The sequence below is a fragment of the Microbacterium sp. NPDC090281 genome, assembly GCF_044769635.1.
In the GTDB taxonomy this organism is placed as follows: domain Bacteria; phylum Actinomycetota; class Actinomycetes; order Actinomycetales; family Microbacteriaceae; genus Microbacterium.
In genome coordinates this window covers 444,500-467,661 of sequence record NZ_JBIVYH010000002.1, presented here as the reverse complement: position 1 = coordinate 467,661, position 23,162 = coordinate 444,500, and the positions used below count along the sequence as shown (strand labels likewise).

General features: G+C 68.3%; 22 protein-coding genes. 17 read left to right on the top strand and 5 right to left on the bottom strand.

Features of this window, described 5'->3' with window-relative positions; all coding sequences use genetic code 11:
• Positions 1-9: 9 nt before the first annotated feature.
• From ACIQTX_RS16430 to ACIQTX_RS16395, 8 genes are all read left to right on the top strand, one after another.
• A complete protein-coding gene (locus ACIQTX_RS16430) occupies positions 10-1,164 on the top strand; it encodes an AMP-binding protein (protein WP_105527366.1) in 1,155 nt (384 codons plus the stop codon).
• 22 nt (positions 1,165-1,186) lie between these two features.
• Complete coding sequence (locus tag ACIQTX_RS16425; RefSeq protein WP_402974076.1) at positions 1,187-1,978, top strand: class I SAM-dependent methyltransferase; 792 nt, start codon at positions 1,187-1,189, stop codon at positions 1,976-1,978.
• A 61-nt stretch (positions 1,979-2,039) separates the two neighbouring features.
• A complete protein-coding gene (locus ACIQTX_RS16420; protein WP_402974073.1) occupies positions 2,040-3,212 on the top strand; it encodes a sensor histidine kinase in 1,173 nt (390 codons plus the stop codon).
• Positions 3,209-3,844: a response regulator transcription factor gene (locus ACIQTX_RS16415; protein ID WP_028502197.1), complete on the top strand. Its 636-nt coding sequence runs from the start codon at positions 3,209-3,211 to the stop codon at positions 3,842-3,844. The genes ACIQTX_RS16420 and ACIQTX_RS16415 overlap by 4 nt, the downstream gene beginning before the upstream one ends.
• A 104-nt stretch (positions 3,845-3,948) precedes the next feature.
• Positions 3,949-4,710 carry an ABC transporter ATP-binding protein gene (locus ACIQTX_RS16410; protein WP_028502198.1) on the top strand — a complete coding sequence of 254 codons (762 nt, stop codon included), beginning with the start codon at positions 3,949-3,951 and terminating at the stop codon, positions 4,708-4,710.
• Positions 4,707-6,167 (top strand): FtsX-like permease family protein, encoded by a 1,461-nt coding sequence (locus ACIQTX_RS16405; RefSeq protein ID WP_402974069.1) that lies wholly within the window; start codon positions 4,707-4,709, stop codon positions 6,165-6,167. Before ACIQTX_RS16410 ends, ACIQTX_RS16405 begins: the two co-directional genes overlap by 4 nt.
• Positions 6,168-6,185: 18 nt before the next feature.
• Positions 6,186-6,845: a 2-phosphosulfolactate phosphatase gene (locus ACIQTX_RS16400; protein WP_402974066.1), complete on the top strand. Its 660-nt coding sequence runs from the start codon at positions 6,186-6,188 to the stop codon at positions 6,843-6,845.
• A 92-nt stretch (positions 6,846-6,937) separates the two neighbouring features.
• A complete protein-coding gene (locus ACIQTX_RS16395) occupies positions 6,938-7,357 on the top strand; it encodes a DUF3054 domain-containing protein (RefSeq protein WP_402974063.1) in 420 nt (139 codons plus the stop codon).
• A gap of 7 nt (positions 7,358-7,364) precedes the next feature.
• Here the strand turns inward: ACIQTX_RS16395 and ACIQTX_RS16390 are convergent, their stop codons facing one another.
• The 4 genes from ACIQTX_RS16390 to ACIQTX_RS16375 all read right to left on the bottom strand — a co-directional run bounded on the left by ACIQTX_RS16390 (position 7,365) and on the right by ACIQTX_RS16375 (position 10,754).
• On the bottom strand, positions 7,365-7,853 hold the full coding sequence (locus ACIQTX_RS16390) for a SprT-like domain-containing protein (protein ID WP_105527359.1): 489 nt from the start codon (positions 7,851-7,853) through the stop codon (positions 7,365-7,367).
• 46 nt (positions 7,854-7,899) lie between these two features.
• On the bottom strand, positions 7,900-8,427 hold the full coding sequence (locus ACIQTX_RS16385; RefSeq protein WP_105527358.1) for a hypothetical protein: 528 nt from the start codon (positions 8,425-8,427) through the stop codon (positions 7,900-7,902).
• 163 nt (positions 8,428-8,590) lie between these two features.
• Positions 8,591-9,451, bottom strand: coding sequence for a spermidine synthase (locus ACIQTX_RS16380; RefSeq protein WP_402974060.1), 861 nt, complete (start codon positions 9,449-9,451; stop codon positions 8,591-8,593).
• A 31-nt stretch (positions 9,452-9,482) separates the two neighbouring features.
• Positions 9,483-10,754: an LCP family protein gene (locus tag ACIQTX_RS16375; RefSeq protein ID WP_402974057.1), complete on the bottom strand. Its 1,272-nt coding sequence runs from the start codon at positions 10,752-10,754 to the stop codon at positions 9,483-9,485.
• Between the two features lie 150 nt (positions 10,755-10,904).
• Between ACIQTX_RS16375 and ACIQTX_RS16370 the strand changes: the two genes are divergently transcribed.
• From ACIQTX_RS16370 to ACIQTX_RS16350, 5 genes are read left to right on the top strand one after another with little or no spacing between them, the layout of a single operon-like run.
• Positions 10,905-12,194: a sugar ABC transporter substrate-binding protein gene (locus ACIQTX_RS16370; protein WP_402974055.1), complete on the top strand. Its 1,290-nt coding sequence runs from the start codon at positions 10,905-10,907 to the stop codon at positions 12,192-12,194.
• A gap of 15 nt (positions 12,195-12,209) precedes the next feature.
• On the top strand, positions 12,210-13,184 hold the full coding sequence (locus ACIQTX_RS16365) for a carbohydrate ABC transporter permease (RefSeq protein ID WP_028502207.1): 975 nt from the start codon (positions 12,210-12,212) through the stop codon (positions 13,182-13,184).
• On the top strand, positions 13,181-14,014 hold the full coding sequence (locus ACIQTX_RS16360) for a carbohydrate ABC transporter permease (protein ID WP_028502208.1): 834 nt from the start codon (positions 13,181-13,183) through the stop codon (positions 14,012-14,014). Before ACIQTX_RS16365 ends, ACIQTX_RS16360 begins: the two co-directional genes overlap by 4 nt.
• Positions 14,011-15,522, top strand: coding sequence for a glycoside hydrolase family 3 protein (locus ACIQTX_RS16355; protein ID WP_402974051.1), 1,512 nt, complete (start codon positions 14,011-14,013; stop codon positions 15,520-15,522). The genes ACIQTX_RS16360 and ACIQTX_RS16355 overlap by 4 nt, the downstream gene beginning before the upstream one ends.
• A gap of 14 nt (positions 15,523-15,536) precedes the next feature.
• Complete coding sequence (locus ACIQTX_RS16350) at positions 15,537-16,403, top strand: MurR/RpiR family transcriptional regulator (protein WP_105527353.1); 867 nt, start codon at positions 15,537-15,539, stop codon at positions 16,401-16,403.
• Between the two features lie 101 nt (positions 16,404-16,504).
• On the opposite strand, the gene ACIQTX_RS16345 is transcribed toward ACIQTX_RS16350, so the two are convergent.
• Positions 16,505-17,425, bottom strand: coding sequence for a sugar kinase (locus ACIQTX_RS16345; protein ID WP_402974048.1), 921 nt, complete (start codon positions 17,423-17,425; stop codon positions 16,505-16,507).
• A gap of 162 nt (positions 17,426-17,587) precedes the next feature.
• On the opposite strand from ACIQTX_RS16345, the gene ACIQTX_RS16340 reads away from it, so the two are divergent.
• The 4 genes from ACIQTX_RS16340 (at position 17,588) to ACIQTX_RS16325 (ending at position 23,054) form a co-directional block, all read left to right on the top strand.
• On the top strand, positions 17,588-19,261 hold the full coding sequence (locus ACIQTX_RS16340) for an ABC transporter substrate-binding protein (protein ID WP_402974045.1): 1,674 nt from the start codon (positions 17,588-17,590) through the stop codon (positions 19,259-19,261).
• An 85-nt stretch (positions 19,262-19,346) separates the two neighbouring features.
• Positions 19,347-20,351, top strand: a complete 1,005-nt coding sequence (locus ACIQTX_RS16335) for an ABC transporter permease (RefSeq protein WP_017828176.1) — start codon at positions 19,347-19,349, stop codon at positions 20,349-20,351.
• A 34-nt stretch (positions 20,352-20,385) separates the two neighbouring features.
• Entirely contained in the window at positions 20,386-21,351 is a 966-nt protein-coding gene (locus ACIQTX_RS16330; protein ID WP_402974042.1) for an ABC transporter permease, read from the top strand.
• The gene (locus ACIQTX_RS16325; RefSeq protein WP_402974039.1) at positions 21,348-23,054 is read left to right on the top strand and encodes an ABC transporter ATP-binding protein; all 1,707 of its coding nucleotides are present in this window, start codon (positions 21,348-21,350) and stop codon (positions 23,052-23,054) included. The genes ACIQTX_RS16330 and ACIQTX_RS16325 overlap by 4 nt, the downstream gene beginning before the upstream one ends.
• The last annotated feature ends 108 nt before the right edge of the window (positions 23,055-23,162 follow it).

Genomic DNA, 23,162 nt, shown 5'->3' with positions numbered 1-23,162 from the left:
GAGACGCGCATGACCGCCCTGATCCCCACGGATGCCGAAGATCCGGTGCTGCTGCGGGAGGCCCTGCAGCGTGCGCTCGACGGTGGTCCCGCTCTGGGGCTCGGGATGGTGACCGGTGCTCCCGAGGACGTAGCAGACGGACTCGCTGCCGTGATCGCGACGTCCGGATCGAGCGGCATCCCGAAGCGGGTGGCGCTGAGCGGCGAGGCTCTGCGGGCGAGTGCCGAGGCCACGGCGGCGCGCATCGGCAGTGGACGCTGGCTGCTCGCGCTTCCGGCGAGCTACGTCGCGGGACTCCAGGTGATCGTGCGCTCGATCCTCGCGGATACCCGGCCGACTGTGCTCGAGGGACGATTCTCACCGCTGTCGTTCGCCGAGGCGACATTCTCGATGCTGCGGCCGTCGGCAGGCGCGGGGATCCCCGAGCTCTACACCTCGCTCGTACCCGCGCAGGTCGCGACGCTGCTCGACGCGGCGGATGACACCGCCGTCCGCGCCGCGCTGACGGCCTATCGCGCGATCCTGGTCGGCGGCCAGTCCCTTCCGGAGCCGTTGCGGGAGCGGGCAGCCGACCTCGGGGCGCGGCTGGTGCGCACCTATGGCTCGACCGAGACCAGCGGCGGGTGCGTCTACGACGGCGTTCCCCTCGACACGGTCGGCGTGCGCACGGTTGACGGCGAGCTGCGCATCGCAGGCCCCATGCTCGCGGAGGGATATCTCGGTGATGGCTCGTTGACCGCGCGCACCTTCGTCCGCGATGAGCACGGCATCCGCTGGTACCGCACCGGTGATCTCGGTCTCGTGGAGGACGGGGTGGTGCGGGTGCATGGCCGCGCCGACAACGTGATCGTCTCCGGCGGGATCAACATCTCGCTGGACCGCGTGGAACGGGCCGTCCGCCGGATCGCCGGCCTGCATGAGGCCGTGGTGGTCGGGGTGGACGACGAGCGCTGGGGCGAGGCCTCCGTGATCGTCGCGGCCCGTGGCGAGGTGCTGCGGCGCAGCGAGTCCGAGCAGCTCGCGCACGCTCGCGATGCGGTCGAGGAGGAACTCGGCAGACACGCCCGCCCGGCGAGGCTGATCCTGGTCGATGAGCTCGACGTCCTGTCCTCCGGCAAGCCCGATCGCGAGGCCATCCGCCGCATGGTCGCCGACCTGCGCTGAGCCCTCTGCCAGACTGAACCGCATGGCCTCGTACACGCATGGACACCACGAATCCGTCCTCCGGTCGCACAACGTGCGCGACATCGCGAACTCCGCCGAGTACCTTCGCCCGCACCTCACGGCCACCACCCGTCTCCTCGACGTGGGGGCCGGCCCCGGCAGCATCACGGTCGACTTCGCCGGCGTCGTCGCGCACGTCACCGCCACCGAGATCGATGACGACGCCCTGGCGCTCTCACGAGGTCTCGCAGCCGAGCGCGGCCTCACGAACCTCGCGTTCTCGGTCGAGGACGTGCACGCGCTGAGCTTCCCCGACGATTCCTTCGACGTCGTGCACGCGCACCAGGTGCTCCAGCACGTCGGCGACCCGGTGCAGGCGCTTCGCGAGATGCGTCGTGTCGCCGCGCCCGGCGGGATCGTCGCCGCTCGCGACGCCGACTACGCGGGCTTCGTCTGGTTCCCCGTGCTGCCTGCGCTTGACCGCTGGCTCGCTCTGTATCGGGCCGCCGCGCAGGCCAATGGAGGCGAGCCGGATGCCGGACGACGGCTGCTGTCGTGGGCGCGCGCCGCGGGTTTCACAGACGTCACGGCGACGGCATCCACCTGGTGCTACGCCTCTCCCTCGGAGCGTGCGTGGTGGGGCGGGATGTGGGCCGACCGCATCCTCGAGTCCGCGCTCGCACGGCAGCTCGTCGACAGTGGCATGGCGACCGGTGCCGATCTGCAGGAGATCAGTGACGCCTGGAAGCGCTGGGCCGACGACGGTGACGGCTGGTATCTGGTGCCGCACGGCGAGATCCTCGCCCGCGCCTGAGCGGGCAGGGATACATCCTGCGAGGGATGCCTGCTGCGGAGCCCTCGCGTAGCGTGGGGGAGTGATCCGCCCGCTCTCCCGCACGGCGCTGACCCTCGACATCGTCGGGGCGGCGCTGCTCTTAGTCGTCCTGGCGCCGATATCGATCGTCTTCTACGGCACCACGGACACGCCGATCGGAGGAATCTCGATCGCGCTCGTCGTCTTCGCGAGCGTGCTGATGTCCGCAGGTGTCGCCATCGGCCGGCTCGCCCCGGGATGGGCGCTCGCCGCGGCGTGGGCCGGTGCAGTGCTGCAGATGCTGGCCGGATTCGGGCCCTTGCCGATCGATTTCGCGATCTTGTTGGTGCTGTACGCCACCTCTGCCTGGGGCACGAGGCGCGTGCTCTGGTGGGGATTCGGCTCCGCGCTCTTCGGCGGGCTCGTCGCTGCCGTGTTCATGGTGATCGTGAACGGCGTCGCCTTCGGCACCGGCACCGGGTGGGAGAAGGTCACGGCGGGCACGCTCCTCCTCATCGTCTCGGTGATGGCGCTCGGTTTCGCGTGGGTGTGCGGGCTGCTCTGGCGGGTGGTGCTGCGTGCTCGCGGCACCAGAGCGGCGCAGCTGCAGGCCGAGTCCCTCGCCGCGGAGGAGCAGGAGCGGGTGCGCATCGCGCGCGACATGCACGACGTCGTCGCCCATTCCCTGGCGGTCGTGATCGCCCAAGCCGATGGCGCTCGGTACGCCGCGGCGGTGAATCCGGACGTCGCGACCGAAGCGCTCGGCACGATCGCGCAGACGGCACGCGGGGCGCTGAGCGATGTGCGGATGCTGCTTACGCAGCTCCGGCACCGACAGGGCCAAGGGCCGCAGCCCACTCTCGCCGACCTCGAAGCGCTGTTCGCGCAGGTGCGACAGGCGGGCATCGAACCGCGGGTCACGGTAGACCCGATGCCGCCGGGAGAGCCCCCCGCAGCCATCCAGCTCGCGGTCTACCGCATCCTTCAGGAGGCCCTCACGAATGCGATCCGACACGGCGACGGCGCGGTCGACGTGCACCTCGCCTGGCTGCGTGATCGCGTCGACGTCGACGTGCGCAACACGGTCGCACGAGATGTGTCGGTCGCACCCGGTGGACACGGAGTCATCGGGATGCGAGAGCGTGCGCAACTCGTCGGCGGTAGTCTGCAAGCCGAGCGTCGAGGGGCACAGTTCGTCGTCCACGCCACGCTCCCGATCGGAGTCTCGGAATGATCAGAGTCGTGCTCGTCGACGACCAGGCACTCTTCCGCGCCGGCATCCGGATGCTCGTGGCTTCGCAGCCCGATCTCGATGTGGTCGGAGAAGCCGGCGACGGCAAGGAGGCGCTCGAGGTCGTGCGCACGACGCGCCCTGACGTGGTGCTCATGGACATCCGGATGCCGGTCATGGATGGGCTCACCGCGACCGCGGAGATCTTGGCGCGACCGGAACCGCCGCGCATCGTCATGCTCACGACGTTCGACCTCGACGAGGCAGCGGCGCGCGCCATCCGCCAGGGAGCGAGCGGCTTCCTCCTCAAGGACGCCGACCCGGAGTTCCTGCTCGCCGCGATCCGCACGGTGCATTCGGGGTCGAGCGTGATCGCAGCCTCGGCCACCCGCGACCTGTTCGAGCACTTCGCCGAGGCACCGAAGCCGGTTCCGCCGCAGTACGCCGATCTCACCGACCGTGAGCGGGAGATCTTCGCGCTCGCTGCCCGCGGACTCTCGAACGCAGAGATCGCCGGGCGCGAGTACTTGAGCGAGGCGACGGTGAAGACGCACATCAGCCGCATCCTCAGCAAGCTCACGCTGCGCGATCGCGTGCAGCTGGTGGTCTTCGCGTTCGAGCACGGCCTCGCCTGAGCATCGAGCCTCTGCGAGGCGTTGAGCAGATCATCCTTGCGATGTACGCGGATGATTCCCTCGGGCGATGACCGGCGAGGGGCGGCGGAAATAGCGTCGGAGTCATGGAGATCACGACAACCGACCTGGGGCTCGCCGCCCGCGTCCAGCACCTGAAGAAGACCTACGGCTCGGGTGAAAGCACCGTGCGCGCCCTCGACGATGTCAGCGTGGGAATCCGTCGCGGACAGTTCACCGCGATCATGGGGCCGTCCGGATCCGGCAAGTCCACCCTGATGCACATCATGGCGGGCCTCGACAGCCCCAGCGAAGGACGGGTGTGGATCGGCGACACCGACATCACCGGTCTCGGCGACATCGACCTCACGATCTTGAGGCGACGTCGCATCGGGTTCATCTTCCAGGCATTCAACCTCGTTCCCACGCTCGATGCTCTCGGCAACATCATGCTTCCGTTCGAGCTCGACGGCCGCCGCCCGAGTGCGATCGAGCGTGCGCGCATCGACGGGCTCATCGAGTCGCTCGGACTCGGCTCGCGCCTGAACCACCGCCCGCATCAGCTGTCCGGCGGGCAGCAGCAGCGTGTGGCGATCGCCCGCGCCCTCGCCACCGCTCCGGATCTCGTTTTCGCGGACGAGCCCACCGGCAACCTCGACTCCAAGACCGGCCGCGAGGTGCTGCGTCTGCTCGCCACCGCGAGCAGGGAACACGGTCAGTCCATCGCGATGGTCACGCACGACGCGATCGCCGCAAGCCACGCTGATCGCGTGCTCTACCTCGGCGATGGACGCATCGTCGCCGACCATCCGCGCCAGAGCGCCGAGGAGATCTCGGCCTACATGCTCGCCGCAGAGGTGGCAGCATGACCGCCATCGCCACGGTCGTTCCCGAGACTCGGGCGACCGGACCTCGCCTGGGGTGGCTGCGTGATCGCGGGATGGGCGCCAGCATCCTGGTCGCCGCGCTGTCGGCCGGGTTCGGCGTGCTCCTGGTCGAGATCACGGCGTACATCGGAGCGGTGCTGCAAGCTGACCCCTTCATCGGCGACAGCGGCACATTGGCCTTCGTCGTCGCGCTGCTGTCGGTGCTCCTGACTGTGGTCGCGATGTACGTCGCGGCGATCGTCACCGCGAACACCTTCTCCACGATCATCGCCGGGCGCACCCGCCAGATCGCGCTCATGCGACTGATCGGGGCGACGGCACGCTCGCAGCGGGCCGAGGTCGGAAAGCAGGGACTCGTCGTGGGGCTCCTCGGGGCGGTCATCGGTGTGCTCGCCGGCCTCGGGCTTGCGGCGCTCGGCGTGCAGATCGGGGCGCAGCTGATCGACAACGCGCCATCGAGCTTCTCGCTCGCGCAGCCGTTCGTCGTGCTGCCGGCGGTCGGGGTGGCGCTCACCACCTGGGCTGCAGCGTGGGCCGGCTCCCGCCGCGTGCTCTCGGTGACCCCGCTGCAGGCGCTGGGTGGATCGGTCGAGCGCACGCACGACGAGGTCTCCGGCAAGCAGGGGCGGCACATCGGCGCCTGGGTACTGCTGATCGCCGGTGCGGTGCTTCTCGTCGGAGGCGTTTTGGTCGGGCTCATGACGCCGCTCGGTGTGGTGGTGGCCTTCGTCGGAGGCGTGCTCTCGTTCACGGGGCTCGCCCTCGGATCCGTGCTGTTCATGCCGCCGGTGCTGCGCCTGGTCGGGCGGATGTTCGGGTCGAGCGCCACCGCGCGGCTCGCCGCCGAGAACGCGCTGCGCTACCCGGAGCGATCATCCAGGATGGCGATCGGCGTGGTGATGGGCGTGACGCTGGTGACGATGTTCGCCGTGGCACTCGAATCTGCCAAGGGCCTGATGATGAGCCAGTCCACGGGAGAGGTGCCGGAGGAGTTCTTCGCCCCGTTCGACGCCTTCGCGGCGGTCATGATGGTGCTGGTCGCCGTCTCCGCCGTGATCGCGGCGGTCGGTCTCGTCAACCTGCTCACGATCGGGGTCGTACAGCGTCGCCGCGAGCTGGGGCTGCTGCGGTCGATCGGCCTGTCGAACCGCCAGGTGCGCCGGATGGTGCTGCTCGAGGCCACGCACATCACGGTGGCGGCGACACTGACCGGGCTCGTGCTGGGTGTCGTGTACGGCTGGGTCGCGGCGCAGTCGCTCCTCGGCTCGGTGCCGACCCTGCCTGACTTCACTCCGGCCGGGCTCGTCGCCCCGCAGATCCCGTGGATCCCGGTGGCGATCATCGTCGTCGCGACAGCCGTCCTCACTCTGGTCGCAGCGGCGACGCCCACGCGGCTGGCCACGAGGGTGGCCCCCGTCGAGGCGCTCGCGGCGGACTGACGCCTCTAGGCTGGTCGGGTGCCCTCGCCGTTCGATCAGTCCACGTATCAGGTCCGCCTCGACTGGGGCACGGCGGGTCTTGCCCGTCTCGCCCCCGTCGACGTCGTCGTGGTCGTGGACGTGCTGCGCTTCTCCTCCACGGTGATCGATGCCACAGCATCCGGTGTCGAGGTCGTGCTGAGCGAGGCGGAGACCTGGTCGCGCAACGGTGCGGCCGTGGCTGCCGCGGCCTCGGCGGAAGCCATCGTGCTCGTCGGCGGCCTCCGCAACGCCTCGGCCGTCGCGCGGGTGGTGCAGACGATCCAGGAGCGTCGACAGGCACGAACCGCGGTCGCGGTCATCGCGGCAGGAGAGCTCGATGACGCAGGCGCGCTGCGGTTCGCGGTCGAAGACCAGCTCGGAGCCGGTGCGATCGTGTCGGCTCTTTCGGACAGGGGAATCGATCACACGGCCCCGGACGCCGCTGTGGCCGCCGAGGGCTTCCGTGCCCTTCGCAGCGCGCTGCGGCATATGGTCGGTGCGAGTGGATCCGGCCGTGAACTCGCCGATGGTGTCGCGGCGACCGCCCGCATCGAGGCAGCGGGCCTGGTGCCGACAGAGGTGAAGGATGCCGCTGCGGTCGACGCCGTCGACGTCGTCCCGGTGCTGCGCGACGGCTCATTCGTTCGCTTCGACTGAGCGATCAGCGACCGAGCCCGTTCGAGACGTCGATATCCGCCGGATGCCGCGGGGGAGGCGTGGCTGCGGCTCCGGGCACGTAGGGTCGTGGCATGAGGTACCTCCCCGCTGTCATCGTCGACGTCGTGCTCGTGCTGATCTTCGCCGCGATCGGTCGCGCCTCGCATGACGAGAACCCCGCCGGGTTCCTGCTCACCGCGTGGCCCTTCCTGATCGCGTTGGTCGTCGGTCACCTGGTCGCTGCCCTGCTTCCGGGTCGGCCCCGACGACCATGGTCTCTGCTGTGGGGAGCTGTGGTCTGGGTCGTGACGGTCGCGGGGGGAATGCTCATCCGCGTACTCAGCGGCGACACGGCGGAGGTGCCGTTCATCATCGTGGCGACCCTCGTGCTCGGGGTCTTCCTGGTCGGCTGGCGCGCGATCGCGGCGCTGCTGCGACGACGTCGATCCGCCGGAACCCATGAAGCGGCTGCGGCCCACGACCCGGAAGGGCTCGACGACTCGATCGGCTGAGCCGGGATCAGCGCGGCATCTGCGCCGAGAGGCGCGCGTCGGTCGAGATCTCTCGGCGTGTCCACGCGAACAGGTGCCTCGAATCGAACGTACGTGAGCAGCGTGCGCACGAGGTTGCTCTCGTCGGCCGGCGATGCCGATAGGTCACGTGCCCGGCAGGGCAGTTGCCCACCCAGGGGGCGAGTTCGACGGCGGTCTCGCCGTGGTGCGTCGTGCCGCCGACGTAGCCGAGGTCTCGGGCGACGCGCTTCCAAGCCGGGCCGTGCGCTGCCTTGTGCCCGGCGAGAGCGTGTGCCACCTCGTGCAGCAGGACCTGATGGATCTCGTCGTCGTCGAAGCGAGCTGCGAGATAGCGCGACACCGTGATGCGCTTCTTCGTGTAGTCGCACTGCCCGGCCCGACGTTTGGCATGGTCGAATCCGAACGACCAGCTGTCGTCGAGATGCAGTGTGATCAGTGCCTCGCCCCAGACGCGCACACGGTCAAGTTCCGCCATGCGCCAAGGCTAATCCCTACGACCGACATCCCGCCCGCCGACAGGCTCAGCCGGCGATGAGCTGCGGCGGGCGGCGGCGTTCAGCCGCCTCGATCGCGAGCAGCGCGGTCTCGAGTTCGCTGTCCTCGGCACCGGACTCGCGACGCAGGAACAGCGATTGCTTGAAGCTTTCTCGTGCCGTCTCGTAGTCGCCGGCGTCATAGGCGTTCTTGCCGTGGTGCTGATACGCGAAAGCCGCGATCGACGCCCACCGCTGGCCCTCGGCCTCGGTCGCACAGGTCGCCAACTCCTGCTCGGCGGCGGCGTGCGCACCGCGGTACTGCAGGACGGTCGCATGCAGCACGCGTGCACGCAGGACGTCTTTGCGGGTCCCGGCCATGCGTGCCTGACGCACCGTCTCGTCTGCCAGTGCGAGCGACTCGTCGAGCCGATCGAGCACCTTGAGCAGCCATACGCGCTCCAGCAGAGCGGGCAGACTCCGCTGCGACTCGATCTCTGCGAGACGCGTCGCGCATTCGTCGAGATCGACCTCTTCGCGGAGGGTCTCCTGGTCGTATCCCCGGATGAAACTCATTGCTCTCCTTCCGCAGCGTGCCCATCCAGTCTGCCTTCCGGTCGCAGCGTCGTCGGGGCGGCGCGCCCTGGTCACCGCAGACGGTCTTCGACACGCCGCAGCCCACGCGTGTCGGCCGCCGACGGTGTCGCCTGCGACGTCGATGCGACCGCGCCAGGCGGGTTCAGCGCAGGAACAGCGACGCGTCCGGTCGCGGTGAGGCGACGGCATCCGCGTCCGTGACGATCCGTGCGCCCTGGATGAAGGCTTCGGCCTCAGCGCCCTGCGCGATCTTCGCGGGGTGGGGCCCCGCGGCCAACATCCGCGGCAGCCATTCGGTCGGCAGGGGAGAGGCGGATGCCGCGACCACGAGGTTCCCGAACCGCCGGCCCTTGAGCACCTGGGTATCGGCGAGGACGCCGATCTCGGGGAGCACCTCCGCGATCGTCGCGGCCTGGCGCCGGGCGAACGCGAGTCCTGGCCCGTCTGCGACGTTGACCAGCAGCACGCCACCCGGCCCGAGCAGTTCGGCGAGCTCACGGTAGAACTCGACGCTGGTGAGGTGTGCGGGCGTCTGCGCCCCTGAGTAGACGTCGGAGACGACGAGGTCGCACGACCCTTGCAGCGCGCTCGGCAGTCGGCCGACGCCTTCACGGGCATCGCCGATCCTGATCCGGATCGGCGCGCCCTTCGGCAGGGGGAGATGCTCACGCACCAATTGGGCGAGCGGGGCCTCGAGTTCGATGACCTGCTGGCGTGAGCCGGGGCGCGTCGCATCGATGTAGCGGGGGATCGTCAGCGCGCCGGCGCCGAGGTGCACGGCGGTCAGAGGTCCGGGAGCGAGCTGATCGATCACCGCTCCCATCCGCACGATGTACTCGAAGTGCAGGTGGGTCGGGTCGTCGAGGTCGACATGCGATTGCGGGGTGCCGTCGACGACGAGTTCGAAGCCGCTGGTGAACTCCGACGGCACGATGGTCGCGATGCCGCCGTGGTCCAGTCGGGCCTGGGGATGCTCCGTGTCACGCGATCTCGTCCGGCCCATGGGCACGAGCCTACGCGCAGGTCATCGGTGCTCAGCGCTGCTTGCCGTTGGCGCAGGTCTCCTGCTCGGCCGTCTGACCTGAGATGGCGGAGTCGAGTGTCGCACGCGGCGCCGGAGTCCCGGTCGACGGGTCGTCGGTGGTGGGAGCCTCTGTCGTCGGTGTCTGCGGATCGGTTCCCGGAGCAGGGTCGACGAGCTCGACGCCGCCGTTGTTGCTGGCCTTGCCCGTCAGCTGCACGGACTGACCGGCCTCCAGCGCGTCCCAGATCGTCGCTGCAGCCGCACGGTTGGGGATCACGCGGTCGGAATCATCCGGGTCTTCGAACACCGGGTACTGCAGGAAGACGAACTCCGAGAACGGCACGTCCTTGATGGAGAGCGCGAGCTGTGCGAGACGGACCGGGTTCGCGAGTTGGTCGCTCGGGTCGATGTTGTCGACGACGGTGTTGGCGAGCCCGAGCACCTTGCCGGGGTCGGTGAGGACCTCGTCGCTCATGATCTTCTTCACCAGACGGGACATGTACTGCTGCTGGTTCGAGACCCTCGCCATGTCGCTCTCATCCCCGACGCCGTGCCGCGTGCGGATGAACTGGAGGGCTTCGTAGCCGGAGACGGTGCGCGGGCCCGGTGCCCAGTCGAGGTTGGTGTGCCTGTCGCGGATGCCGTCGCCGCCGATGCACACCTCGACCCCGCCGATCGCATCGGTCACCTCCATCACCCCGTCGAAGTCGATCTTCGCGGCGAAGGGGATCTCGACGCCCGTGAGCGCGGTCACCGTCTTCGCCACGCAGGACAGGCCGGCGCGCTGGAAGACCGAATTGATCTGCGTCTTGCTCGTCGCCGAGGCGACGGATCCGTCAGCCAGGTTGCATTCAGGCGTCTCGATCATCAGGTCGCGCGGAAACGAGATCGCGGTGACCTTGCGCGGTTCCGCAGACACGTGCACCAGCAGGTTCACGTCGTTGAGGATCCCGCCGTCGGCCTCGGAGCAGCGCTCGCCCAGCAGGCCCGTCGACACCGCACCGCACTCGTCGGTGCCGATGATGAGCATGCTGAACTCGCCGGGGTAGGCGCTGATCGAGGGCGGCTCGACCTCGGGAGCGCCCTCCAGTTCGACAGCGCCCTCGTTGAAGCGATTGAAGTAGTCGGTGACGACGAACGCGGCGACGGCGATCGCGGAGACCAGCACGACACCCAGCGTGATTCCGGCGATCTTCAGGAATCCTCTGGCGGGTCCTGGAGCGGGGAGCGTCGCGTGGCGGGCGACCGTCGAACGGTCCTTGTCAGGGGTGCGGCGAGCCATCCGGGGAGCCTATCGGGGGAACCTGATGTTACGGCCACATGACGATTGTGAGAGGAACTTGCAGGTAATTAGTTAGTCGTGGATACTTTTTCCTAACCCCCGGTGAGTACCCGATGCTTGCCAGGACTTTTCAAAGAGGAGATCCCCGCAATGCACAAGCGCATTCTCTCGGCCGTGGCGCTCGGCGCCGTGGCCACGCTCGCCCTCGCCGGCTGCGCCGGCGGCAGCGACACCGGCTCTGCCGACGGCAAGGGCCAGGAGCTCACCGTCTGGATCATGAAGGGCACCAACCCCGACGCGTCCGCCTTCTACGACAAGGTGTCCGACGCCTTCGAGAAGGAGACCGGTGCGACGGTCAAGATCGAGGAGATCCAGTGGGCGGACGCCCATGACCGTTTCGTGACCTCCATCGCCGGTGGCACGACCCCCGACATCGCCGAGACCGGCACCACCTGGACCGCAGAGTTCGCCGACGCCGGCGCGCTCGAGCCGCTCGACGAGTACGTCGACGCCGAGAAGGGCCTCCGCGACGACCTCGTCGAGGGCCTCGAGGTCGCCGGCACCTACGACGGCGAGCTGTACGGCATGCCGTGGTACGCGGGTGTCCGCTCGCTCGTCTACCGCGCCGACGTGTTCGAGGAGCTCGGTCTCGAGGCTCCGAAGACGTGGGATGACATCGTCGCCGCAGGTGACGCCATCAAGGCCGCCAAGCCCGACATGCTCCCCTTCCCGGTTCCCGGTGACGCCGAGTTCCAGGTCTACCCCTGGGTCTGGGGCGCCGGTGGCGAGATCGCCACGAAGGACGGCAAGACCTGGACCAGCGAGCTCGACAGCAAGCAGTCGCAGGCCGGTATCGAGTTCTACACGGGCCTGGCCACCGAGCACGGTTTCTCCTCCGCAGGCGCCACCACCTGGAAGGAGACCGACCTCCGTGACGCGTTCACGCAGAGCAACGTCGCCATGATGCTCTCCGGCTCATGGACGCCGAAGTCGCTCATCGAGGCGAACCCCGACCTCGAGGGCAAGATCGGCGCAGCGGTCATCCCCGGCGAAGACGGCGGCATCGCTCCGTCCGTCCTCGGTGGATCGCACCTCTCGGTCTTCAACACGACCAAGAACGCTGACCTCGCGTGGAAGTTCGTCAAGCTCATGACCACCGGCGAGTTCGCCGAGCAGTGGTCGAACGAGACCGGCTACTTCCCGGGCGTCCAGTCCGCGATGGAAGAGGCGCTGGCCTCGACCGACCCGCTGGTCGCACCGTTCGCCGAGCAGATGGTCGACGGCGGCGCGTCCGTGCCCGTCACGCCCAACTTCGGCGCTGTGCAGGCGAAGAAGACCACCAACTCCATGATCCAGGCCATCCTCAGCGGGCAGAAGGACGTCGCGACCGCGACGAAGGACGCCGCCGCCGAGATGACCGATCTGCTCAACCAGAAGTAAGGAAGCATTCCTTCCATGTCGATGGTGCAAGCGCCACTGCCGGCCACGAAGGCGGAGTCCACCTCCGCCTCCGTGGCCGGCGGCCGGAAGCGACGCGGCCTCTCGGTCGTCGCGGCCCGCCCCTGGCTCCTCCTCGCGCCCGGGCTGGCCATCCTCGCGGTGCTCATGCTCTGGCCGCTCATCCAGGTGGTCATCTACTCGCTGCAGGACTACGGTCTGCGCGAGATCAACACCGGTGAGAGCAACTGGATCGGTCTCGACAACTACGTCGAGGCGCTCACCAACCCGACTCTCTGGACGGTGGTGCTGCCCAACACGGTCGGATTCGCCGCTGTCGCGGTCTTCGTCACCGTCGCCGTCGGCACGCTCGTGGCGCTGCTGCTCGCACGCCTCGGCACCACGTGGCGCGTCATCGTCTCCAGCTGCATCATGGTCGCCTGGGCGATGCCCGCAGTGACCGGAACGTACGTCTGGACCTTCATCTTCGATGCCGACCGCGGCATCTTCAATGCCGTCCTGCGCGACCTCGGCCTCATGGACGACCCGGTCAACTGGTTCACGAACCAGTGGTCCTTCTACGCCATCGTGCTCCTCAACGTCGTGCACCACGGCTTCCCGTTCGTCGCCATCACGGTGCTCGCCGGACTCCTGGGCGTCTCGAAGGAGATGCTCGAAGCGGCAGCCCTCGATGGCGCCGGCGCCTGGCGCCGCTTCTGGAAGATCATCTTCCCGACGCTCAAGCCCGTCTTCTCGGTCGTGATCATCCTCTCGACCATCTGGGACTTCAAGGTCTTCGCCCAGGTGTATCTGATGCCCGGCGGTGGTGGCGGCAACCGTCAGGTGCTGAACCTCGGCGTCTGGTCGTATGTGGAGTCCTTCGGTCAGAACCGCTACGGCTTCGGTGCGGCGCTCGCCGTGCTGCTCACGCTGGTGCTGATCGGCATCACGATCGTCTACATCCGCTCCCTCATGAAGGAGGATGAGCTGTGAACCCGCGTCCGAGGCTCCGCTCCCGCATCGGAATCGGAATCGCGGTCGCCGCGGTCCTGATCTTCACGCTGTTCCCCGTCTACTGGATGGTCTCCAGCGCCTTCGACGGCAAGGCCTCCAGCGGTGGGCAGTCGCTCATCCCGCAGGAGTTCACGTGGGACAACTTCGCCTTCGTGCTCACCGACGGCGGATTCGGCACATACCTGCGCAACTCGGCGATCGTGGCCCTCGTCACGGTTCTCGTGAGCGCCCTCGTGTGTCTGCTCGCCGCGGTCGCGGTCGCGCGTTTCAAGTTCAAGTTCCGCACCACGATCCTGATGATGATCCTGATCGTGCAGATGGTGCCGCTCGAGGCGCTCGTGATCCCGCTGTTCCTGCAGGTCAAGAGCCTGGGTCTGCTCAACAGCATCCTCGGCCTCATGGTCGTCTACGTCGCCCTGTCGCTCGCGTTCGGCATCTGGATGCTGCGCGGCTTCGTGGCCGCCGTTCCGGTCGAGCTCGAAGAGGCCGCCTACATCGACGGTGCGAGCTGGTGGCGCATGTTCCGCTCGGTGCTGCTGCCGCTGGTCATGCCCGGCCTCGTCGCGACCAGCATCTTCAGCTTCATCACCGCGTGGAACGAGTTCATCTTCGCGATGACGATCCTCGGCGCCCAGACCGACCAGTACACGGTCTCGATCGGTCTGAAGTCGTTCTTCGGTCTGCACTCCAACGACTGGGGCAGCATCATGGCCGCGTCGACCATCATCACCGTCCCGGTCATGATCTTCTTCGTGCTGGTGCAGCGCAAGCTCGCCTCCGGCATGGTGGCAGGAGCGGTGAAGGGATGACCGACGAGCTCGAACGCCTCGCGAACGGCGTGCTGTGGCCGGGGTTCTTCGGCACCGAAGCGCCCGAGTGGCTGCGCGATGAACTGCGTGACGGTCTGGCCGGAGTCGTGTACTTCGGGCAGAACGTCGGCGAGGGGCTCCCGGCGCTGAGCGCGGCGATCCTCGACGCGAATCCGAACGCTCTCATCGGCATCGACGAAGAGGGTGGCAGCGTCACCCGGCTCGAGTCCGCCACCGGTTCGACGGTGCCGGGAGCCGCCCAGCTCGGTCTGCTCGATGATCTGGTCGCTTCGGAGCGGACCGGCGCAGAGCTCGCTCGCCGGGTGCGCGCGGCCGGTGCGAACGTCGTGCTCGGCCCGGTCGCCGACGTCAACACCGACCCCCGCAACCCGGTGATCGGTGTGCGGGCGTTCGGCGACGACGAGGCGCTCGTCTCGCGTCACGTCGTCGCGACGATCGACGGCATCCAGGATGAGGCGGTCGCTGCCTGCGTCAAGCACTTCCCCGGCCACGGCGACACCCATATGGACTCGCACCATTCGCTTCCGGAGATCACGCTCGACCTCGAAGAGTTCGAACGCGTGCACCTGGAGCCGTTCCGCGCCGCGATCGATGCGGGTGTGGATGCCGTGATGACCGCGCACATCGTGGTCCCGGCGTGGGGCGAGCAGCCTGCCACGCTCAACCCGCGCGTGCTGGGTATCCTGCGTGACTGGGGTTACGACGGCGTCATCATCACGGACGCGCTCGACATGGCCGCGATCCGCGAGACGGTCGGACTCGGCGGGGGAGCAGCACTGGCCCTCGCGGCCGGCGCCGACCTGCTCTGCATCGGGAATCCGACCAACCCTGGCGATGCTGCGCTTCCCGATCAGGACGAGCAGGACTTCCGCGCCACGAGGGACGGGATCGTCGCAGCTCTCCGTGACGGCTCGCTCTCCAGGGCTCGCGTCGAGGAGGCTGCCGGCCGGGTCGCGAATCTCGCGGTCAAGCTCCGTGCCGCGGCTGACCGCGACCACGAGCCGACCGACGACTTCGACGCCGCCGAGATCGTGCGTCGTCTGGTCCGCGTCTCCGGCGAAGCGCCGGAAGCGGCATCCGAGCTCGCCGTGATCGATGCTCGTCGCCGGTCGACGCTCGCCGTGGACAGTGCGGGTTCCTACGTCGCGAGTGCGCTTGCGGGCGACGGTCTGCGGGAGCGCCTGGACGTGGCCTCCACCCCGGTGTCCGAACAGGACCGCGTACTCGACGAGGTCGCGGCTGCTGCCGGGACCACCGTGCTGCTGATCGACAGGCCGGATACGGACGCCGCGCAGCGCTCGCTCGTCGAACGTGCTGCTCTGCGCGACCCCGATGCGGTCGTCGTCAATGTCGGCCTTCCCACGGTGAACCCGTTGCCGCTGCCGACGATCGAGGTCGCCGCAGCCAGTAGGCTCGGTGCCCAGATGGCGCGCGAAGCACTCCTGGGGCACTTCACGGTGCAGCAGAGGATGACCAGCGCCGGCTGAGACAGGATCCCTCCATGGACGATGACGTTCTCGCTCGGGTGCGACGCTCGCTCCCCAAGGTGAGCGCTGCTGAGGCGCGCGTCGCGGAGACGATCCTGGGAGACCCGACGCTGGTCGTAGACCTCGCGATCAACGATCTCGCCCAGCTCTGCCACACTTCGCTGTCGACGGTCGCCCGCTACGCCCAGTCACTCGGGTACACCGGCTATCGCGAGCTCCGCGTCGCGGTCGCCCGCGCGATCACGCTCGCCCAGGCGCAGCAGGCGCGATTCGGTCTCGACACCACGGCGATCGATCCCGACGACGGGCCGACGGCGATCGCCGCCAAGCTCGCCGCGCAGGAGATCGATGCGATCGAGAAGACCGCACTCGCCCTCGACGCGGTCGCCCTCGATCGGGTCGCCCGTGCGGTCGTCGCCGCGCGGCACATCGACCTCTTCGGACAGGCCGCGTCGTCGCTGACCGCGCAGGATCTGCTGTTGAAGCTCTCGCGGATCGGATGCTCGGTCTCGCACTCGCCGGATCCGCATCTCGCAGTCACCACCGCCTCGCTGCGGACCGCCGACGACGTGGCGATCGCTTTCTCGCACGGTGGCGAGACCGCGGAGACGCTGCGTGCGCTCGAGGTCGCGCGAGATGCCGGAGCACTCGCCGTCGCGGTCACCAGCGCGCCCGACTCGCCGTTGGCGCTGGCGGCGGAGGTCGTGCTGCTCACGCATGCGCACGAATCCCCGTTCCGGATGGCGGCGATGTCGAGTCGCATCGCGCAGCTCGCCCTCGTCGATGTGCTGTTCGTGCGTGTGGTGCAGCACCGTGGCGAGCCGGTCGCCGTCTCGCTGCAGCGGACCCACGACGCAGTGCCCGCACGCCGTCGCACCTGATCCTCGGCATCCGCTTCGTCGGGCGGAGTTCTCCGTCTCAGGCGGTGATGCGCGCGCAGGCGCTCCTCCCCACGGCGAGTTCTCCGCCTGGGGCGATGTGCTCAGTCGACGTGGTCGCGGGTGCTCACCAGGGCGCGTGTCGCGATGCGGTGTCCTCGCGCAAGGCTTCCCGTGAGCGACAGCCCGGTGAGGACTCCGGCGAGGAAGCCGGCCGCGAAGGCGTCTCCCGCTCCGATGGTCTCCACCACCGGGGCATCGAGCGCGTCGCTCTCCGCGGTCTCCGTGCCGTCGAACGCGACGGCGCCGCTCGAATCGGTGACGAGCAGATACCGCGGTTGCGGGAAGAGGGCGCGCAACTGCTGTGGATCGCTCGTGCCGAACACGGCCTCCGCATCGGGGCGGGTGCAGAACGCGATGTCGGCGCGGGCGGCGAAGTCCGAGACGATCCTCCGGCCCTCCGCCTCGCGTCCGCGCCAGAGGGCAGGTCGCCAGTTCAGGTCGAAGCTGAGCAGTCGGCCGGGGCGCCGTTGCGCGAACAGCGCCTCCTGAGCGGCGAGAGCCGAGGCCGAGAGCGCAGGAGTGATGCCCGAGGTGTGCACGAGGGCCGCTTCGGCGAGGAGGCCGGACGCCACGGGCGTCGCCAGGGTCTGCGGCGACAGGGCCGCAGCGGCGGAGCCTGCACGGTAGTAGTGCATGGTTCCGTCGACGGCGCCGTCGTCTCGCGCCGAGAGCTCTTTCACGTAGAGGCCGGTAGGTGCACCGTCGACGACCTCGACCGCAGAATCGTCGACCCCGTGCGCACGCAGCTCGGCGGTCAGGAAACGACCGAAACCGTCGTCTCCGACGCGCGAGAGGACAGACGTGCGGATTCCGGCAGACGCGAGAGCGATCGCGGTGTTCCACTCGGCTCCGGCCAGGGAGCGGTGGAAGGTGCGGCAGTCCTCCAGCGGTCCTGCGGTGGCGGCGACGAGGGCGACCAAGCCCTCGCCGAAGCAGACGGCGAGCGGGGTGGAGTCGGGCACGATCTGGACACTACCGGATCAGTGCCGCTCATGCCGATACCGGATTGCAACCTGGATCCGTTTGGAATCTGAGGATCTGCTGGGTACCGTCGATGCATCACCGCCCCGAGGCGAAGAAGCCTCGGGACGCGCAAAGAAGCGCCCGACAGGGAAGGTCACACAATGCACCAATCAGTCAAGCGTCGGCGAGGACTCATCGCCGTAACCGGAGCCACGATCGCCGCTCTCGCCCTCGCGGGGTGCGTCGCCAGTGAGCGAGGGGATGAGGGCTCCGAAGGGTCAGGCGATGTCGACGGAACGTTCGTCTTCGCGGCATCATCGGACCCGGCCAGCCTCGATCCCGCCTTCGCGCAGGACGGCGAGAGCTTCCGCGTCTCGCGTCAGATCTTCGAGGGGCTCGTCGGCACCGAACCCGGCACCGCCGACCCCGCACCGCTCCTCGCCGAGTCATGGGAGTCGTCGGAGGACGGCATGTCCCACACCTTCGAGCTCAAGAAGGACGTGACGTTCCAGGACGGCACGCCGTTCAACGCCGAGGCCGTGTGCGTCAACTTCGACCGCTGGTTCAACTGGACCGGCCTCGCCGCGTCCGAGGCGTTCGGCTACTACTACAACAAGCTCTTCAAGGGGTACGCCTCCAACGCGGCCGACGCCGTGTACAAGTCCTGCACCCCTGACGGCGAGAACTCCGTCACGATCGAGCTGAACAAGCCGTTCGCCGGATTCGTCGCTTCGCTCTCGCTCCCGTCGTTCGCGATGCAGAGCCCCTCGGCCATGCAGGAGTTCGGTGCTGACGAGGTCAGCGGCTCAGCCGAGGCTCCGCAGCTGTCGGAGTACGCGATGGGCCACCCGGTCGGAACCGGCCCCTACGCATTCGACGAGTGGGCGCCGGGCGAGCAGGTCACGCTCAAGGCCTATGACGGCTACTGGGGCGATGCCGGACAGATCGACGAGATCATCTTCCGCACGATCGATGACCCGACCGCTCGCCGCCAGGCGCTCGAGTCCGGCTCGATCGACGGCTACGATCTCGTCGGACCGGCCGACACCAAGGCCCTCGAGGACGACGGCTTCACAATGGTGTCGCGTCCGCCGTTCACGATCCTCTACCTCGCGTTCAACCAGGCGGTCCCGGAACTGCAGGACCCGAAGGTCCGCGAGGCTCTGTCGTACGCGGTCGACAAGGACGCGCTGATCAGCCAGGTGCTGCCTGAGGGCACGCAGAAGGCGATCGAGTTCGTGCCCGAGGTCGTCAACGGCTACAACCCCGACGTCACGACCTACGACTACGACCCCGAGAAGGCCAAGTCGCTGTTGGCCGAGGCGGGTTACACCGAGGCGAACCCGTTGAAGCTCACCTTCAACTACCCGGTCAACGTCTCGCGTCCCTACATGCCGGACCCCGAGCAGATCTTCACGGTGCTGTCGTCGCAGCTGTCCGAGGTCGGCGTCGAGACCACCCCGGTCTCGGAGGAGTGGGTCGAGTACCTCGACCGCACCACCGGCACCTCGGATCACGGCATCCACCTGCTCGGTTGGACCGGTGACTACAACGACACCGACAACTTCGTCGGCGTCTTCTTCGGCCAGCAGAGCTCCGAGTGGGGCTTCGACAACCCCGAGCTGTTCCAGAAGCTGAACGAGGCGCGCGGCGTCTCCAAGCTCGAGGACCAGACGGCGCTGTACGAGGAGATCAACGAGATGGTCGCCCAGTTCATCCCGGGCGTCCCGCTCGCGCACCCGGCGCCGACCCTGGCGTTCGACCCGCGCGTGAAGAGCTACCCCGCCAGCCCGGTGAACGACGAGGTCTTCACGGACATCGTCCTCACCAAGTAGGCCTGACCACTTGATATGTCGAGCTCCGGTCCCGCGCGTCTGCGGGACCGGAGCACGGCGTACCTTCTGATCGACGGAGATCTTCGTGCTGCGCACCATCGGCAGGCGACTGCTGTTCCTCATCCCCACCCTGTTCGGGCTCAGCATCCTGCTGTTCGCCTGGGTCAGGGCCCTCCCCGGCGGCCCCGCGGTCGCCCTGCTCGGCGAGAAGGCCACACCGGAAGCCGTCGCGAGAGTCAATGAGCTCTACGGCTTCGACAAGCCCCTCATCGAGCAGTACTTCATCTGGATCGGGCGCCTCCTCCAAGGAGACTTCGGCACCTCGATCCAGACCAACCGTCCGGTGACGGAGGAGTTCCTCCGCCGGTTCCCCGCGACGCTGGAGCTGAGCGTCATGGCGCTCATCTTCGCCGTCGGCATCGGCATCCCGCTCGGATACTGGGCCGCCCGCCGCCACGGCAAGTTCACCGACCACGCCTCGGTGGTGCTGAGCCTGATCGGCATCACCATCCCGGTGTTCTTCCTCGCGTTCATCCTGAAGTACGTCTTCGCGGTGCAACTGGGCTGGCTGCCGTCGGACGGACGTCAGAACCCACGAATAGACGCGACCCATCCCACCGGGTTCTATGTGTGGGACGGCATCATCACCGGCGAGTTCGATGCCGCGTGGGATGCGATCCTGCACCTGATCCTGCCGGCGCTCGCGCTCGGCACGATCCCGCTCGCCATCATCGTCCGCATCACCAGGGCCAGTGTCCTGGAGGTGCAGAACGCAGACTACGTGCGCACGGGGCGGGCCAAGGGCGTGGGCTCGCCGACGTTGCGCAACCGCTTCATCCTGCGCAATGCGATGCTCCCCGTCATCACGACGATCGGTCTGCAGACCGGGCTCCTGATCTCGGGGGCGGTGCTCACCGAGACGGTGTTCGCCTTCCCGGGCATCGGCTCGTTCCTGGCGAGGGCGATCTTCACCAGGGACTTCCCCGTCCTCCAGGGCTTCATCATCTTCATCGCGATCGCGTACGCGCTGATCAACCTGGCGGTCGATGTCTCCTACAGCTTCATCGATCCGAGAGTGAGGGTGCAGTGATGTCCCTCCCCATCGTCCGAAAGGAGGCGGTCGCATGACCATCGCACTCCCGCCCGCCCAGGGCCCGTCGGCGGAGAGTGGCGGCAGCATCGACACCGTCGCCATCGCCCAGGCCGATCTGAAGAACGGCTCCGGCGGATTCTGGAAGGACGTGTTCCGCCGTCTCCGCCGCAATCCGACCGCATGGATCGGCGCGGCCATTGTCGTGGCGTTCCTGCTCGTCGCAGCCCTCGCCCCTCTGCTCGCGCCCTATCCGGAGACGGCTCTGCCGGGAGCGAAGTACATCACCCCCACCTACATCCCGGGACCGGGGGAGCTGCCGCAGTTCCCGCTGGGCCTCGATCGGTTCGGCGGCGACGTGCTCTCCAAGCTCATCTGGGGTGCGCAGGCATCGCTCATGATCGGTGTCATCTCGACCGCGATGGGCCTGGTCGGAGGCATGATCCTCGGACTGCTCGCCGGGACGTTCGGCGGATGGGTCGACACGCTCATCATGCGCATCGTCGACATCATCCTCTCGGTGCCGAACCTGCTGCTGGCGGTCTCGATCGCCGCGATCCTCGGGCAGACCCCATTCGCGATCATGATCGCGATCGGGGCGTCGCAGGTGCCGATCTTCGCGCGGCTGCTGCGGGCGTCGATGCTGCAGCAGCGTTCGAGCGACTACGTGCTCTCCGCGCAGACCCTCGGTCTCGGCCGCGGCAAGATCACGATGTCGCACGTGCTGCCCAACGCCATCGGTCCCGTGATCGTGCAGGGGACCCTGACGCTCGCCACCGCGGTCATCGATGCGGCGGCTCTGTCCTTCCTCGGCCTCGGCGGCGGACGCCCGGAGACGGCGGAGTGGGGGCGCATGCTCACCTACGCGCAGTCCGAACTCGCGATCGCGCCGTGGCTCGCCTTCCTGCCCGGCATCTGCATCGCCGTCACCGCGCTCGGCTTCACCCTGCTGGGTGAGGCGTTGCGCGAGGCGATGGATCCACGGACGAGGGCGCGATGAACGCGCGCGACGACGGCGCGATGCGCGCCGCGAAGGAGAAGCAGATGTCGACCGAGCCGCTGCTGTCGGTCCAAGGGCTGGCCGTGGACTTCGCCACCATGGACGGCGTCGTGCACGCCGTCGAGGGTGTCGACCTCGAGATCCGCCCCGGCGAGACCGTCGCGATCGTGGGGGAGTCCGGTTCGGGCAAGTCCACCACCGCGATGGCCATCATCGGGCTGCTCGCCGGCGGAGGCAAGATCGCCGCCGGCAGCATCCGCCTCGACGGCAAGGAGATCTCGCACGCGTCGGAGCACGAGCTGCGCGCGATCCGCGGTCGTGACATCGGCCTCGTGCCGCAGGACCCGATGTCGAACCTGAACCCGGTCGCGAAGATCGGCACGCAGGTGGCGGAGACGCTGCTCGCGCACGGCCTCGCCACGCGGCAGAACGTGCAGGCGAAGGTGGTCGAAGCACTGACCGCCGCCGGCCTCCCCGATCCGGCGCGACGTGCGAAGCAGTATCCGCATGAGTTCTCGGGTGGCATGCGCCAGCGCGCGCTCATCGCGATCGGTCTGGCCTGCAAGCCGCGCCTGCTGATCGCCGACGAGCCCACGAGCGCCCTCGACGTCACGGTGCAGCAGACGATCCTCGACCAGATCGGACAGATGACGCGCGAGTTGGGAACGGCCGTGCTGCTCATCACGCACGACCTGGGGCTCGCGGCCGAGCGGGCGGAGCGGGTGATCGTGATGCACCGCGGCAAGGTCGTGGAGCAGGGCGATGCGCGGCAGATCCTCGAGGATCCACAGCACCCGTACACGCAGTCGCTCGTGAAGGCGGCGCCGTCGGTGGCTGCGGCCCGCCTGCAGCCGGAGGCGTTCCGGGTGCAGGATCGACCCGCCGAGGTGGACCCCGCCGCTCCGGTCGCCCCCGCCGACAACATCGTCGAGATCGAGAACCTCACCAAGGTGTATCCGGTGCGGGGACGAGGCGAGGACTTCGTTGCCGTCGACGACGTATCGTTGGTGATCCCGCGCGGGGAGACCGTCGCGATCGTGGGGGAGTCCGGTTCGGGCAAGACCACGACCGCGCGGATGTTGTTGAAGGTGATCGAGCCGACGAAGGGTCTGATCCGCTACGAGGGCAAGGACATCTCCACGCTCTCCCGCGCGGAGACACGGAACTTCCGGCAGCAGGTGCAGCCGATCTTCCAGGATCCGTATTCGAGTCTGAACCCGATGTTCACGATCGAACGGCTGATCGCCGAGCCGTTGGAGTTCTACAAACGGGGGAGCGGTGCCGATCGTCGCAAGCGCGTGCGGCAGCTGCTCGATGACGTGGCGCTGCCCCAGTCGATGCTGCGGCGGTACCCGTCCGAGCTCTCGGGCGGCCAGCGGCAGCGCGTCGCGATCGCCCGTGCCCTCGCCCTCTCACCCGATCTGATCGTGTGCGACGAACCGGTGTCGGCGCTCGACGTGCTCGTGCAGGACCAGATCCTGAAGCTGCTCGGCGACCTGCAGCGGGAGTACGGCCTGAGCTACCTGTTCATCTCGCACGACCTCGCCGTGGTGCGGCTGATCAGCGACTACGTGTGCGTGATGAAAGACGGCAAGCTCGTCGAAGCGGCCACCTCGGAGGAGATCTTCACGAATCCGCGAGACCCGTACACGCGGCGCCTGCTGGCCTCGATCCCCGGCAACGAGCTGGGCATCGCGTCCTGAGATCACCGGGCCGGACGCGATCCGGCCCGGTGATCGGGCGCTCATACCGCAGCTTCCAAGATTGGTCAAGGACTGCGCTTGCCATGTCGCACAATCGTGCGTATAGTT